20 protein-coding genes are annotated in these 13118 nt (G+C 39.2%); 12 read left to right on the forward strand and 8 right to left on the reverse strand.

Features of this window, described 5'->3' with window-relative positions; translation table 11 throughout:
• Positions 1–36 precede the first annotated feature (36 nt).
• From BZARG_RS03885 to BZARG_RS15750, 3 genes are all read left to right on the forward strand, one after another.
• On the forward strand, positions 37–276 hold the full coding sequence (locus tag BZARG_RS03885) for a hypothetical protein (protein WP_008635576.1): 240 nt from the start codon (positions 37–39) through the stop codon (positions 274–276).
• A 3-nt stretch (positions 277–279) separates the two neighbouring features.
• Positions 280–795, forward strand: a complete 516-nt coding sequence (locus BZARG_RS03890; RefSeq protein ID WP_123766866.1) for a hypothetical protein — start codon at positions 280–282, stop codon at positions 793–795.
• 432 nt (positions 796–1227) lie between these two features.
• Positions 1228–1392 (forward strand): hypothetical protein, encoded by a 165-nt coding sequence (locus tag BZARG_RS15750; RefSeq protein WP_008635526.1) that lies wholly within the window; start codon positions 1228–1230, stop codon positions 1390–1392.
• On the opposite strand, the gene BZARG_RS03900 is transcribed toward BZARG_RS15750, so the two are convergent.
• The 8 genes from BZARG_RS03900 to BZARG_RS03935 form a co-directional block, all read right to left on the reverse strand.
• Positions 1379–1861, reverse strand: a complete 483-nt coding sequence (locus BZARG_RS03900) for a hypothetical protein (RefSeq protein WP_008635543.1) — start codon at positions 1859–1861, stop codon at positions 1379–1381. The two genes, BZARG_RS15750 and BZARG_RS03900, sit on opposite strands and share 14 nt — an antisense overlap.
• Before the next feature lie 68 nt (positions 1862–1929).
• Entirely contained in the window at positions 1930–2385 is a 456-nt protein-coding gene (locus tag BZARG_RS03905) for a hypothetical protein (RefSeq protein WP_008635469.1), read from the reverse strand.
• Positions 2382–2909, reverse strand: coding sequence for a hypothetical protein (locus BZARG_RS03910; RefSeq protein ID WP_008635435.1), 528 nt, complete (start codon positions 2907–2909; stop codon positions 2382–2384). The genes BZARG_RS03905 and BZARG_RS03910 overlap by 4 nt, the downstream gene beginning before the upstream one ends.
• 1 nt (position 2910) lies before the next feature.
• A complete protein-coding gene (locus tag BZARG_RS03915) occupies positions 2911–3696 on the reverse strand; it encodes a phage head morphogenesis protein (RefSeq protein WP_008635563.1) in 786 nt (261 codons plus the stop codon).
• 95 nt (positions 3697–3791) lie between these two features.
• Positions 3792–5012, reverse strand: coding sequence for a phage portal protein family protein (locus BZARG_RS03920; RefSeq protein ID WP_008635568.1), 1221 nt, complete (start codon positions 5010–5012; stop codon positions 3792–3794).
• A gap of 2 nt (positions 5013–5014) precedes the next feature.
• A complete protein-coding gene (locus BZARG_RS03925) occupies positions 5015–5470 on the reverse strand; it encodes a phage protein Gp36 family protein (protein WP_008635510.1) in 456 nt (151 codons plus the stop codon).
• 3 nt (positions 5471–5473) lie between these two features.
• Positions 5474–7003 carry a hypothetical protein gene (locus tag BZARG_RS03930; RefSeq protein ID WP_008635632.1) on the reverse strand — a complete coding sequence of 510 codons (1530 nt, stop codon included), beginning with the start codon at positions 7001–7003 and terminating at the stop codon, positions 5474–5476.
• Positions 7003–7440: a DDE transposase family protein gene (locus BZARG_RS03935; protein ID WP_157998024.1), complete on the reverse strand. Its 438-nt coding sequence runs from the start codon at positions 7438–7440 to the stop codon at positions 7003–7005. Before BZARG_RS03935 ends, BZARG_RS03930 begins: the two co-directional genes overlap by 1 nt.
• 185 nt (positions 7441–7625) lie before the next feature.
• On the opposite strand from BZARG_RS03935, the gene BZARG_RS03940 reads away from it, so the two are divergent.
• From BZARG_RS03940 to BZARG_RS03980, 9 genes are all read left to right on the forward strand, one after another.
• On the forward strand, positions 7626–8597 hold the full coding sequence (locus BZARG_RS03940; protein ID WP_008635488.1) for an HK97 family phage prohead protease: 972 nt from the start codon (positions 7626–7628) through the stop codon (positions 8595–8597).
• Between the two features lie 7 nt (positions 8598–8604).
• Positions 8605–9522 carry a phage major capsid protein gene (locus BZARG_RS03945; protein WP_008635541.1) on the forward strand — a complete coding sequence of 306 codons (918 nt, stop codon included), beginning with the start codon at positions 8605–8607 and terminating at the stop codon, positions 9520–9522.
• Between the two features lie 67 nt (positions 9523–9589).
• Complete coding sequence (locus tag BZARG_RS03950; RefSeq protein ID WP_040287983.1) at positions 9590–9922, forward strand: hypothetical protein; 333 nt, start codon at positions 9590–9592, stop codon at positions 9920–9922.
• Positions 9919–10275, forward strand: coding sequence for a M15 family metallopeptidase domain-containing protein (locus tag BZARG_RS03955; protein WP_040287984.1), 357 nt, complete (start codon positions 9919–9921; stop codon positions 10273–10275). Before BZARG_RS03950 ends, BZARG_RS03955 begins: the two co-directional genes overlap by 4 nt.
• A gap of 14 nt (positions 10276–10289) precedes the next feature.
• A complete protein-coding gene (locus BZARG_RS03960) occupies positions 10290–10673 on the forward strand; it encodes a hypothetical protein (RefSeq protein WP_008635358.1) in 384 nt (127 codons plus the stop codon).
• A gap of 22 nt (positions 10674–10695) precedes the next feature.
• The gene (locus tag BZARG_RS03965) at positions 10696–11124 is read left to right on the forward strand and encodes a hypothetical protein (RefSeq protein ID WP_008635498.1); all 429 of its coding nucleotides are present in this window, start codon (positions 10696–10698) and stop codon (positions 11122–11124) included.
• A gap of 18 nt (positions 11125–11142) precedes the next feature.
• On the forward strand, positions 11143–12369 hold the full coding sequence (locus tag BZARG_RS03970) for a DUF2586 domain-containing protein (RefSeq protein WP_008635500.1): 1227 nt from the start codon (positions 11143–11145) through the stop codon (positions 12367–12369).
• A 9-nt stretch (positions 12370–12378) separates the two neighbouring features.
• Positions 12379–12789: a hypothetical protein gene (locus BZARG_RS03975; RefSeq protein ID WP_008635378.1), complete on the forward strand. Its 411-nt coding sequence runs from the start codon at positions 12379–12381 to the stop codon at positions 12787–12789.
• A 12-nt stretch (positions 12790–12801) separates the two neighbouring features.
• Complete coding sequence (locus BZARG_RS03980) at positions 12802–13098, forward strand: hypothetical protein (RefSeq protein ID WP_008635513.1); 297 nt, start codon at positions 12802–12804, stop codon at positions 13096–13098.
• The last annotated feature ends 20 nt before the right edge of the window (positions 13099–13118 follow it).

Consider the following 13118-nt stretch of genomic DNA (forward strand, 5'->3'; position numbering starts at 1 on the left):
AATAATATAATTACTTTAGCATAATTAAAAGATAAAATGAAAAATAATTCAAACCTCAACAATGCGCTTGTTTTTGAAAATATTAATTTCAATGATTTAACAGATGAGGACGAAATAGAGTTTATGTCTGACATTAAGAAAAAATTAGTGTATATCAAGGAACGAATTGAGAGTGAGCCGAAAGGCGAAATTCAGGCCTTTTCAAATGGCGTTATAATGATTTATGGCTTCTCGACCGATTTAGAATATGAAATTAGAATGCTGCTTAATATTTAAACCTTGAAAAAACTACTCACTACTCTCGCACTTTTAAGTTGCCTCTATCTTATGGCCCAAGACGGCTACAACTTGCCATATAGCAGTTATAAAGCCATATTTACAAAGGTTACGCAATTAGACAGTCTTACAGCGCGGCAATTTGCTAATAGTATAATTAGGACCACGGAAACACAGTATGAGTTTTTAAGCGTTAAGAAACGTAAGGAGACGGCAACCTATTACTATATTGAGTCTGGACTATCTGAAGGCGAAGTTCAAGAGCAGAAAGAATTGGGCTGCAGTAAGTGTATGACTGTAAATTTTATGGTATATGACACGCGTTATGTATTTCTAAGCATAACCGGATCGCTAAATGATTTACTGCGAGCATGGCAAAATGAATTTTTACCAACTGCCACTGCAGACTTAATAAATGAAAGCTTTAAGTATCGCGAAGTAAAAAACAGAAGCACCGGTGTAGATGTTCGGCTATCAGATGAAGGCAGTGTATGGCAAATATATAACTGGTCAATTTAATTTTACTAAATAGAAAAAACCCAACTAAATCAGTTGGGTTTTTTTATTGCACGCTTTTAATAAAATAGTTATGTTTGTACATATGACAAAGCGTCAGTCCCAACAGCTCGGCACCAAAAAAAATAAACTACTACGGTATCAAAGTGTTTTAGATTACTACCATGAAATCTTTAACCCTGATATTCCGTTAACGGTGCTGCATTCTAAATACATATATCCTCGGTTTTTTATATCGCGTACTACTTTCTACAAAATACTAGGCACGCCAGTAGTTAAAGAGCTGAAAGAAATTAAAGCCTTTGAGGAAAGTCAGCTTTCAATGTTTTAGGGAATTTCGCATTAATATTTTATTGTTAACTAATTGTTAATGACTTTTAACCTAAAAAAATAATTATTCAGCTTTATTTTCTATTTTTATAAAAAATAAAAAAAATGGCAAAGAAAAATAATTCTAATAGCGAAAATTCAAATAACAAAAGCGAAAACAATTCAAAGTCAGTAAGGACTGGTCTTGATTCTAGGATAAATAGATCAGGTGCCGAAAGTACTAAAGGATCAGGCTCTGGAAATAGACCAGGCGGAACTAAAAAAGATTAAAATTAAACAGGGCTAATAGCACAAGCCCTATTAACATTAAAAATATTGATGCTGCATTTAGATAGTCTGTTGACTTATTGAATGTTTTTACGTTTTCATCATATTTTTTCTGCTTACCGCCGTTTATCTCTTTTCCAGTAATTTTATCTAGTTCTAAACGTATATACTTTTCTTCATTATCATTGGAATAAAAGCCCGTTTTTTGAGAAATAAAGTTAGCGAGTATTGCCGTTAAAAAGCAAAGTCCACTAAATAACAAAAGGCTGGAATATTCTATTTTTATATGGCCAGTTTTAAACTCTCTTAAGGTTTCAAAAATTATATAAATACCTGCACCGCTTATAGATATTATTAACAAATCCATTCTTCTTATGGAATAATTTGTTCTTTCCCTTGTATTATTTAAATGCTCATTCCAAGCATTATATCGTAATTGATTCTTTTTCTTCATTACCATAAAAGTACTCATTTTTAATTGTTTTCAAAATTATTTATAAATAATCGATTCAGCTTTAAATAGTAGATTCACATTACACATTACACATTAGCCATACTCATATTATACCTAACCGTATATTCCTGCACGCCATCGTCGCGCTTTACGCGTGTAAAGCCACGGCGAATAAGTGCGCCTGTGTTTTCGGCTGGCTTCCAGCCATGCACTAAAGCATGTACGTCTTCCTGCAGTTTCCAAATACTAAAGGCTAGGTCTTTTTGTGCTTGTGGCGCACGCCCGCTAGAATTGGTTAGCTTCAGGTTTGCAAATGTTAAGCTAACCGTAGCATCGGCCGTTTGCCTATTTACGGGGTTGGCGGCTCTGTCTCTTCCTATATTATCAAATTGCCCACCGCTAATATCAATTAACACACACGGCCATTGTACTGGGAAGTTAGGGCTGTAATAGTCCAACTGACCCCAATCTTCATCTACATATTTAACGCCCGGTAGCGTGTCAATTCTATCCTGTATGCTTTTAATAATTGGGTCTATCATGGTTTTAGTCGTTTGGTAATGTTTGTATTTAATTCTTTGAGGTTTATGCCAATTACTTTACGTATGTGTAAATCTACCTGCGGATGCCAGCCTATAAATTGGCGTTGCTCAATAGTCATAACGGCACCAACTTTTTGCAGGGCTAAAGCTTTCCATTGTGCGGCTTCGCCTTGTAGCTTTTCATTGCGTTGGGTTTTGCCCTTTGTAACACCCCCAGATGCCTTGTAATACATAGCCCAAAAAAAGCCTTTCATTTTCTGCGTAACCACAATATCGCCACCTTCATTCTGGATGCCCATGTACGGTAAATTACTACTCCACTTTATTTCGCCATTTTTACTATTGCTTTTTATGCTTCGCCTGCCTTTTCCCGTTCGCACCATCATGGAACCACGACTGTTTTTAAGTTTTGTTTCTGGCCACTTTTTATCAAAGAATGCTTTGCGCTCAAAGTTGCGGTCAAACTCTTGGGATAATTGCACCTTAACGTCGTTGGTTAGGTTCTTTATAAAGTCTTTAAACATATTACTTTTTAGTTTTAGGCTTTTTAATGGCTTTAGCTCCAGCAACTTTATGGTAAGGATGCCCAGGCGGAAACACCACTTTTTCCCTTCCGGCATTAAAGCGGAATATGTCCAGTTTGTTCTTGCCGTTTTTACCTATTTGCGTTGTGGCAGCATCGCCTTGTTTATTGGCGGCTTTGCTATTACTAGCATCATTGGTAGCGGCTAAAACTTCGACTGTTGTACACCTGCAGCGCCAACCGTTTGGCGGGAAATACTTATCCCAAAACGCATCGGTTTTTGGTAGCGTAATGTCGTGTAAGGCGGCATGGCTATCACGAACTTTATCGTCGGCAGCGGTTCTATATTGTAATAAATACCTATCGCTTTCGCTAAACTGCTCGTAACGTTCTGCCATTTGAACCGATCCAACGGCAAACTCATATTCACTTTCCAAATACGTTTCGTTGTAGGTGCTTTTAATAGCCGCTACATCTTTGCTAAATTTACTGAAGGACTTTATGGTCTTGTCTTCGTTTTGCAATAGTCTGGAAGCTTCAAATAGTTGCGCATGTGTTTTTAATTGCGAAAAATAGAAAACATCATTCTGCAAACTCTCGAGCATCCCTTCAGATAAATCGTTGTCTTTAAATGAGCGGCTTAAAATACGATTGGTTTCAAAAATAAATTCTTCATATTCCTTAACTTCTACTAAATCCTTTGGGTTGTAAGCTCCCATTTTATGCAACTTTTTAAAAGCGTTTGCAGCACTCTTTAAAAGCTTTTTAAATTGTGGATTTATAGCCAAGTTTAGCGGCTCGCTTTCGTGCTTACAGTCGCTACATTGTGTGTCGTATAAATAATTTAATCGAGAGTTTAGCGCCCTGAAATATGTGTCAGGGCTTAAGCGAAAAAATCGCCATCCAGTTTTAAGTTTGTTCCTGGTGTAAACTCTTTTTTGCCAATTATTTTTAAACCAAACTTTTCATTCATCCACTCGGTATCCATGTCGTAATTGATAGATGCTTCGTGGGTCATTTTCCAAAGGGTTTCTAAATCTTCGGTCTTTTCATACTCATAAACAAGTTCGCCTTTTAAAACGCCTAAATTAACAAGCGCAGGAATAACGGTGGTGTTCCAGTACTGCTCTAATAACTGCAAGTCGGCATCTATTAAAGTTTGTAGCATGTCTTGGCCGCTTTCGTCCTTACTACGACTTCCGTTTTGTGTGTCTTGGCCAATTACGGCACCACTCATTAATAACGAGATTTCGTTATTACATAAGTTTATCAAGTTCTTGTACACGTCTCCAGAGGTAGAAATACCTTTTGCAAACTCAAAGCTTTCGCTTTCGTCAATAATAAACCACGCTGCAGCACCCATGTCTGTCATCATGTTTTCAGCACGCTTTACCATGGCGGGGTCTTGCGTGTTGGTTTTCATGTAGCGTGGTGGTATGCCGTAAATCTCGCATAATTCGGACCAGCAACTTTGCGCAAAGCGTTTGAATAAAATATGCGGAACCGCGGCATTAAATAAGCCGTAGTCTTTCTTTTTGCCAAACTCCAACAAAGTAGTTCCGTATTCCAAGCTATCGCGATACTCTATTTTCTTGTCCTCGGTATAGTCTGGATAAACAGCACCGTTTTTAGGATCTACATTGGCGCGTGGAATAAGTTCTACCTGAAGCACGTTGTTTTCATTCAAGGACAACTCAATAAGGGAATGTGCGCGGTAAATACTGTCTAAAATGTGCGTGTTTATATCATTCACAAAAACAGAATTATTTAAAAAGTCCGTTTGTTCCTGATCCACTTCGCCGCTAGGCTTCTTTAAAATAATACTTTCCTTTAGCGCTTTGAGTAAGCGGTTTTTGTACTGCGACGTTAATAAGGCGTCTAGCCCAATTTCGTCCAATAATTGCTGGTATAAATACCACTTTGGGTTGTCCTCAACCTTGGTTAGTTGCAAGGCTGTATTCCAGCTTTTAATATCCTGACGAATACGCGCTACCGCTTTTGGTACAATGGTAGTTGAAATCGTTGGTTTTTTAGCGTTGGTTTTAACGTTTGCTAGTTTTACGCTTTCGGTTTGGAAACCTATTTTATTTCGTTGTTTTGTCATCCTTATTCGTGATTAAATTTTTTACGGGAACCCATGCTAAACGGTTGGCGTTCGTCTGCTGCTATAGCTTCAGGGCTTAAAGTTGGTAAGGTGCTTAAGTTTACCACGCCATCGCGTAGGTCTTTTAGCCACTCAATGGTTCGGTCGTAACGTTCTTTGGCCTGCTCGTAAATAATATCGGCATTACATAAGTCTATAACCCAATATTTAGCAATTACCACCGCATGCTTTACAATTAGCGCATTGCGGTCTGCGCCGGTAGCGCTTAAAATAGCATCCACATCATAGCGAAGGCGACCATCATAGTTTTCAAGTTTGTTGTTGCCCGATAAATAGCTGCGCAGTTCCTCTTCAGCCGCGGCTAATGCAATGCTAACAATAGTGTCGTCGCCTTCGGTTATTTGTGTTACTTGGTAGCCGTAAATGCTACTCTTTAAATCTGATTCCGTTAAAAACATATATTAATAGCGTCTTGATTCCCGTTGCCCGAAAGCGTAGGAGGTTAGTTTTTTTGCTTGTCTGTTTTGAATTAACCAACAGGCACCTTCCAAAGCATCGGGTGCATCCATAACAGAAGACTGCGGACTTACGCCAATCATTTGGTCGTGCATTTTTACCATGTGTGGGTCTTCCTTTTCCTTTATATTGAAAATTAAATTCCCTAATCGGTTAAGTGGCTCTAGCGTTCCTTCTATTCTGAAAAACTTGTCTGGTTTTTTTCGTTTGTCTTCAGTTACTGGAACGGTGAAACCATAATAATCGGCTCGTAAATAAATTAAAGGCAATAAAACCTGTTGGTAGTGTGGGTCTTGTAGCGAGTTGTTTTCAATGTAAATTCGTGCGGTATCAACCTTATGATCCTTCAGGTATAAATAAGATTCATAAAGCCAGTCCACAAACTTATTATTACTCGTTTGCTCTACAAATGCTTTGTAAACATAGCGCCTACGACCTTTGGAGCCTACAATAACAACGGACTTGTGCGAAGCCTGTTTATTTTTGCCTTTGTCTTTGTTAGAGGTCGATGGATCGGCATAAACAATTATTTGGTCGCAGCTGGATAATCGCGGGCATGTATCGTATTTAATATTTTTAAAAACATCGCCTTCACTCACCGGATTATTAAAGTATTCCTTTTGTTGGGAACTCCATGGCATCTTTATTAAAACCCGATCTATGAATGCCTCGGTGTTTTTTTGTGGCCATGTGCTTTTTCCGTCCTTATCCCGAATGTTTATAATATCGTGCTTATCGGCTTTCTTTGCCATTTCGGTAATGCTGCAGTACTTGGCAATAATGTTACCGCTGGCTATCCATAGTAATGGGTTGGAAATAGAACGCGTTGCATATAAGGCCTCAAAAAGCCATTTAACCTTAACCTTTATTCGTTCAGGGTTTCGGCACTCTTCGTCGGTATCAATATCATCAATTAAAATAACGTCTGGTCTTACGGCATCGTTGTTGGTTCCACGAGGCGACTGTCCAGCACCAAGCGCTCTAAATGACGCTCCTTTTTTGGTTATAAACTCGCCAGCTTCCCAGCTGCCTAGACTTTGTTGCTCACCGTAATCGTTAATAATACGGTGGTTGCTTTCAAATTGCACTTTGTAAGGCAATAGTAAGCGTTCGGCATTATCTAGGGTATTAGAAACTAAAAGGACGTTTCTTTTTTTGCCCATTAAAACCAATTTAATAACCTCCATTCTGGTTCGAGTGGTCTTGGAGCATTCACGCGACCAAGAACGAACCTCGAACCATTCAGGGTTATTCATAACGCGTTTAGTAGCCGCTTTATGAAATGGCGCAACTTCAGACAAGTAATGGTTAGGGAAGTAGTATTTAAACCATGCCTCGTCATTGGATTCTAAAGTTGCAATACGTTTGTTTTTTTCTGCAGGCGTTTCCTGTAAGTCAACAGGCGTGGCACGCGATGTATTTTCGCGATACTGCTGCCAGAGTTTTAAGTATTTTCTGTCTTCAGCTAATCCCATTATTTCAGTTTAGAATTAATGAAGGCATCAAAAACAGGAATCAATTTTTTGTAAATATCAAAATCAATGGGCTTTAAAAAGTCCAGAAACGCGGTGCCAACTTCAAATATTTCAGCAATGGATGTTTCGGTTTCTAGTTTCTTTATGGCGCTGGTAATTACGGCTATGGTGTTGGACTCTTTACTGTCTGCCACTTTAACCTCCCGCTCGCGAATGCGATCGTTTAACCATTCTAATTGATCGTATAGGTCGCCAATCATTTTCTGGCGTGTTACCAGCAATGATTTACGCAGCTTTTCCCACTCTTCATCTTTAATCCATTTACCAACCGTTCCAGCACGCACACCAACACGATCTGCAATTTCCTTATTGGTTAGTTTCTGCGTGGTATCCAAAAATAGCATTTTAGCATACTCCTTGGCTTCTGTTTTTTTCATTCCCATACTATAATCTTTACTACAAAAGTGTGGGTTTTGCTTGGCCTTATAAAAAACCTGTAAAGCCTGTTAACACAGTTGTAACCCTTACGAACAACCCTGTTAATGCGGTTTACAGGTTTTTGTGAGTGAAAAGGAAAACAGCAATATTTGTCACCAGAATTAGTCATAATTAATTAGCATTTATGCCAAAACCAAGATTTACGTTTAACGACGAAACCGAAAAGAATAGTTACGGCTTCATCATTCCAACAAAAGGAATTGACCTAAAAAGGTTTAAGAAGAATCCGATCATGCTGGACTCTCATATGAATAGCACTAGAGCTGTTATAGGAATGTGGGAAGACACAAAGGCTGATAAGAGCATTCTGTCTGGCTTACCTGTTTTTGATACGGAAGATGAAACGGCTGCTTTAATTGCCGGTAAAGTTGATCGTGGCTTTATAAAAAGTTGCTCTATGGGCGTTAGGTTCCAAAGAGATGATATGAAGTTTGTAAACGATGTCTTGGTTTTGGAGAAATGCGAGTTGTATGAAGTTTCTATAGTAGCCGTGCCAAGTAACGCCAATGCTATACGTCTTTATGTAGATGATAGTACCGAGCCTTTAGAGGATAGCGAAATACAAAATTTATGCTTAAGTGCATTGCCGGTTAAGCCAGAAGTGGTTAACCCTGAAATACCAAACCCAGAAAATACAGATATGAAAATTACATTAACATCAGTTGCCGCTATAGCATTAGGTTTTGCGGCCACACAATTGGAGCACGAAGCGGAAGCCATAAACGCAGCCGTTGTTAAACTTCAGGCTGAAAAACAAGCAGCCGAATTAAAACTATCGGCATTACAAACAGCTAACGAAGCACAGGCTTTGGAAGCCATTAAAGCTAAAGTGCAATTAGCACATAAAGCTGGTAAAATTCCAGCCGATAAGGTAGAGGATTTTGTAAATCTAGGCATTGCAAACGAGGCATTGCTAGATAGTACTATGGCAGCTATTCCTGTAAGAAAAAGTTTAGCGGCTCAAGTTATAGGAGGCGAAGCTGGAGCAGGCGAAGTAAAAACCGTTGAGGATTTTATGAAGTTAGGCCACGACGCACAATTAGCATTTAAGGCCGACCAGCCAGATAGCTATAAAAAATTATTCACAAAAAACTAAAAGAAAGATGCCAGCAAATTTCCCAGAAATATGGTTAGGACGTATTATCCAAAACCTAGACACAAGTGATATTGCACCGTTTTTAAACGGTATTGCAGAAATCGCAGCCGATGTTGTTCAGATTAACCAAGGACAATTATCAGAAAAAAACAAAATCTATGTGCCAAGCACAGAGTTTGAAGTTGATGTTTTAATTAACAACACAACCTACCCACTTGCTGTACAAACATACGCAGATGGCACGATTGAAATCACGTTGGATAAATACCAAACCAAAGTGGTAACCTTATCGGACGACCAGATTATTGGTGCATCTTATGATAAGATTGACGTGGTTACAAAGTCCTTAATTAGAAGCATTTTAGTTTCTAAATTTAAAAAAGCATTGCATTCTATTGCGCCGCAAACAAATACTGCAACTACGCCAGTAATGGCCGCAACTGGTGGCACAGCTGCTTTAGCAGATCCAGATGGTAGACTTCGTTTAGTTTATGAGGATTTAGTAGCCTTTAAAGGGTTATGTGATACTGCAGGATTTACCGAAGAAGACCGACGTCTTGTTTTGTGCAACGAGCACTGGAACGATTTGTTATTAGACCGTAAAAACTTTGGAAACCAATTAGTGGACTACGCAGCTGGAAAGCCTGCGCCAATGATTGCCGGATTTGAATTACAGAAATACACAACGGCGCCAATATATACGGCGGCTGGCGTTAAGCAGCCATTTGGCACAATTGCAGCCCCAACAGATACAAGTGCTTCTATAGCATTCTGTGTTAATGGTATTGCTAAAAAGACTGGTTTAACCAAGCAGTATTTCGTAAAAGCGGAAAACAACCCAGCCAACCAAACTAACGATTTAGCGTACAGACATTACTTTATTGTAACGCCTTACCAAAACCGTAAAATCGGAGCAATCCGTTAATTAAAGTAAACTCTTTTTCAAAAAAAGGCTACTGTTTTAAGTGGCAGTAGCCTTTATTTTTTCAACTATGCTAGAACAAATACTAACCTACATAATCGCGCCCATACTTACTGCAGTAATTGCATGGTATGGCTCCAAGGCCATGACCGAGCGTCATTTAAAGTCTAAAGATTTAGAAATAGAAATTAAAAGCGCCGAATATTACCAAGGGCTATTGGATGATATGTCCGCTAGATTAACGCAGGCAGTCAAGGAGCTGATGGGGTTAGAAGAACGCTATAGGGAACTTTTAAAAATCAATGCCGATTTAATTGATAACATGAAAAAGTACCAGCAATCTAACGACGATCTAATTGAAGAGTTACGAAAATTCAAACAGCTAAACGGTAAAGTAAAATGAGTTTAAGCATGCACCAACGTGTATTTACGCGCAACATTGCCAAGCTAATTGTTTATGCTTATCAGCATGGACTAGAGCTAACCTTTGGCGAAGCGTATAGAACCGCAGAACAACAGGAGATTTATGTAAAAGCTGGTAAGAGCAAAACCATGAACTCAGACCACCTACGTAGACTAGCGGTAGACTTTAATGTGTTTACTAATAACAAGCTAACCTACGACTGGGCTACGGTTAAAATTTTAGGCGATTACTGGGAAACCTTACATCCATCCAACCGATGGGGAGGCGACTGGAACAAAAACAACATTAAGGACGGCTTTATAGACGTTCCGCATTTTGAAATGCATATTTAAAACGCTTTTAAATCATGATTAATTGGAAAAACACAGCTGAAAATTTAATCCTGGTACTCGTAGGCGTCATTGCCGGTGTGGCCATTGGTTATCATGTGTCGGTTAAAACAGCCGAAAAAATGCTAGAAAACCAAAAAGAGATCATTACCGAAGCTATTAAAAAAGAAACCACCGCCATACATAACACTGTTACAACTGAAATTAACAAAGTTAAAAACCGAAAGGGCGAACCCATTAACATCATTATAGAACCAAACAACGATAATCAGTTACGACAGGAAACCAACACCGATCAGTCTAACCGCTATCAAACAAATTCACAGGACAGTACCCCAAAGCCTGAAAAAAAACGGGGATTCTTTAAACGGCTATTTGGCGGTAAAAAGAACAAAAATTAACAAACCTTTAAAATTAGATATTATGCAAAATGACCAAGTATTTAAGCAGCATCCAAATTTAGAAAGCTACTACCAAACAAGCGATGAAACGAATTTTTTCAAAGATTCAGACGCTCATGTACACGCTAAATCTCTTAAGGGTAAACGCGTAACGGAAATTGTAAACGAAAACCCCGGAGCGGCAAACGTATCAACAAAACAAACGGTTACAAAAGCTAATAAAACAGCGCCAAAATTAGACGATTTAACGCCAATGCAAAAGGCGAAGCTTCGCATTGAAGCTATTGAAGTTTTAGAAACTGTTGAAGCCGTAACGGAAGCGTTGAAAGATGAAACTGCCAAAACTGTTATTGCAGCTGGTGAGGCGCGAATTGAAGCTTTAGAGCTTGATGCAAAAATATTAGAATCGGAAGCAGCTACAGAGCCAGCTAAAACCGAAGAGGAAGAGTAAACCATTAAATAACAATATATGTTACCAGGAATAGATATAAAATTTAGCAACGGCAATATTGGAACTGTAGTTTCCACTGCCGACGGTGTTTTCGGTTTGTTAACGTCGGCAGTCGCTGTTGTAGATACATTCGACCTTGAGACACCCTACATTGTAAAAGGCATGACCGATGTGGCCAAGCTAGGCATTAAGCCAGATGTAGACAATTACCGACTTTACAAATGGCTTTCAGAATTTTACGCTGAAGCTGGCGAAGGTCAGGAGTTATGGTTAATGGGATTCCCAAAAACCGACAAAGTAAGCGACTGGTTTACGCCAGACGTTGCCACAGGAAAAACGCCTTCGGAAGCTTTACTTGACGCCTCTAATGGTCGTTTAAGTGGCTGCTTTACGTGCTTTTCACCAGACGGTGCCTATGTGTTAACCGTTGCAAACGGTATGGATGCCGATGTGGCCGCAGCTAAAACATTAGCGCAAACATTAGCCGAAAACTACACCAATAACCAATACGCGCCATTTTTTACCATTTTAGAAGGATATGGCTATACGGGAGTGGGTACGGATCTGCCAAATTTACTTGAAGAAAGTAATAACCGTGTAGGTGTTTTAATTGGTGCCACGGAAAAACAAACAGGAACCGTTCCTTTTATGGGCGCATCCACGAGTGTGTTAGCTGGCCGCTTGGCTAGTTTGCAAGTTATGGAGAACCCGGGCAAAGTAAAACGCGGTGCATTAAAGCCATTACAAGCTTTTATTGTGGATGATGCTGTTGAAGTTGTAGACGTGGAAACCTTGCACGATAAAGGCTATATAACCTTTAGAACGCATGTACGTAAAGCAGGATACTACTTTACAGATAGCCGTTTAGCGACTGCAGAAAATGACGATTACCATTATATAGAACGTCGTAGAGGTATTGATAAAGCATTCCGTTTGGCTCACAATATTGTAAGCAACGAAATTTTAAACGATTTCGATTTAACAAACGAAGGTAAGATAGACCCTATTTACGCCAAAGATATTGAAGGCAATTTAGAGCGTGAAATTTTTACGCAAATGACAAGTCGTGGCGAATTGTCCAGAGACAAAACCAACCCAGACGATTTAGGCGTACAGGCAGCTTTTAATTTAGATGCTAATGTAGCCGTTACCAATAGAATTGAAATGGTGGTAAAAGTAAGACCAAAAGGATATGCGCGCTGGATAGAGATACTATTAGGCTATGATGTAGAACTTAACAACTAGAAAAAAATTATGTTTAACTCAAGACAATACGAATGGGCGGATGTTACGCTTGTTTTAGGAGGCCAAGATATTACGGAAGTACGCGCTATTAAGTACTCTGAAAGTGCAGAACGCGAGCCGTTGTATGCTAAAGGGCGCTATCCGCATTCCATTCAAACAGGTAACATTGCTTTTAAAGGCGAAATTGCCATGCTTCAAAATCAGTACGACGCTTTAGTGTTAGCTGGAAAAGGCAGTATTTTAAGCTTAAGCCTAGATGGTTTGGTGGCTTATGGTGACCCAACTTCAGGCGATGCGCCAACCTTTGACCGACTTATGGGAATTCGTTTCCTTGAAGGCGCCAAAGATATCAAGCAAGGCGATAAATTTCAGGAAATAAAACTGCCGTTTGTTTTCTTAAAACTTAAAAACAACTCATAAACAACTCATAAAATGTTTAAAGCAACAACCGAACAAATTGAAGATTGGAAAGCAGCTCATGGCGAAATTATTCGCTTAAAATCTGCTAAATATGATAAGTCAGCTTATTTCAGAAAACCCAACCGAAAGGAAATGGAGTTCTTGAGCAGTAATAAGTCCAGCGGCATCAAGTTTAATGCGGCGCTATTAAAGACTTGTTATTTGGACGGCGACAAAGAGATTGAAACCAACGATGACATCTTTATGGGCATCGGCGAGCAGATCATGTCGTTACTGACATTTGATGTGGTCGAGGTGGAAAAGCTTTAGAGGCTGCCCAAGTAGACCCT

Source organism: Bizionia argentinensis JUB59, from assembly GCF_000224335.1.
In the GTDB taxonomy this organism is placed as follows: Bacteria; Bacteroidota; Bacteroidia; order Flavobacteriales; family Flavobacteriaceae; genus Algorimicrobium; species Algorimicrobium argentinense.

What these genes read in the sequence shown, in the direction of transcription:
- BZARG_RS03920 (WP_008635568.1), bottom strand. Translation starts at nt 5,012, where the DNA reads ATGACAAAACAACGAAATAAAATAGGTTTCCAAACCGAAAGCGTAAAA.
- BZARG_RS03925 (WP_008635510.1), bottom strand. Translation starts at nt 5,470, where the DNA reads ATGTTTTTAACGGAATCAGATTTAAAGAGTAGCATTTACGGCTACCAA.
- BZARG_RS03970 (WP_008635500.1), top strand. Translation starts at nt 11,143, where the DNA reads ATGTTACCAGGAATAGATATAAAATTTAGCAACGGCAATATTGGAACT.
- BZARG_RS03940 (WP_008635488.1), top strand. Translation starts at nt 7,626, where the DNA reads ATGCCAAAACCAAGATTTACGTTTAACGACGAAACCGAAAAGAATAGT.
- BZARG_RS03905 (WP_008635469.1), bottom strand. Translation starts at nt 2,385, where the DNA reads ATGATAGACCCAATTATTAAAAGCATACAGGATAGAATTGACACGCTA.
- BZARG_RS03965 (WP_008635498.1), top strand. Translation starts at nt 10,696, where the DNA reads ATGCAAAATGACCAAGTATTTAAGCAGCATCCAAATTTAGAAAGCTAC.
- BZARG_RS03945 (WP_008635541.1), top strand. Translation starts at nt 8,605, where the DNA reads ATGCCAGCAAATTTCCCAGAAATATGGTTAGGACGTATTATCCAAAAC.
- BZARG_RS03950 (WP_040287983.1), top strand. Translation starts at nt 9,590, where the DNA reads ATGCTAGAACAAATACTAACCTACATAATCGCGCCCATACTTACTGCA.
- BZARG_RS03955 (WP_040287984.1), top strand. Translation starts at nt 9,919, where the DNA reads ATGAGTTTAAGCATGCACCAACGTGTATTTACGCGCAACATTGCCAAG.
- BZARG_RS15750 (WP_008635526.1), top strand. Translation starts at nt 1,228, where the DNA reads ATGGCAAAGAAAAATAATTCTAATAGCGAAAATTCAAATAACAAAAGC.
- BZARG_RS03910 (WP_008635435.1), bottom strand. Translation starts at nt 2,909, where the DNA reads ATGTTTAAAGACTTTATAAAGAACCTAACCAACGACGTTAAGGTGCAA.
- BZARG_RS03885 (WP_008635576.1), top strand. Translation starts at nt 37, where the DNA reads ATGAAAAATAATTCAAACCTCAACAATGCGCTTGTTTTTGAAAATATT.
- BZARG_RS03975 (WP_008635378.1), top strand. Translation starts at nt 12,379, where the DNA reads ATGTTTAACTCAAGACAATACGAATGGGCGGATGTTACGCTTGTTTTA.
- BZARG_RS03900 (WP_008635543.1), bottom strand. Translation starts at nt 1,861, where the DNA reads ATGAGTACTTTTATGGTAATGAAGAAAAAGAATCAATTACGATATAAT.
- BZARG_RS03930 (WP_008635632.1), bottom strand. Translation starts at nt 7,003, where the DNA reads ATGGGATTAGCTGAAGACAGAAAATACTTAAAACTCTGGCAGCAGTAT.
- BZARG_RS03960 (WP_008635358.1), top strand. Translation starts at nt 10,290, where the DNA reads ATGATTAATTGGAAAAACACAGCTGAAAATTTAATCCTGGTACTCGTA.
- BZARG_RS03980 (WP_008635513.1), top strand. Translation starts at nt 12,802, where the DNA reads ATGTTTAAAGCAACAACCGAACAAATTGAAGATTGGAAAGCAGCTCAT.
- BZARG_RS03935 (WP_157998024.1), bottom strand. Translation starts at nt 7,440, where the DNA reads ATGAAAAAAACAGAAGCCAAGGAGTATGCTAAAATGCTATTTTTGGAT.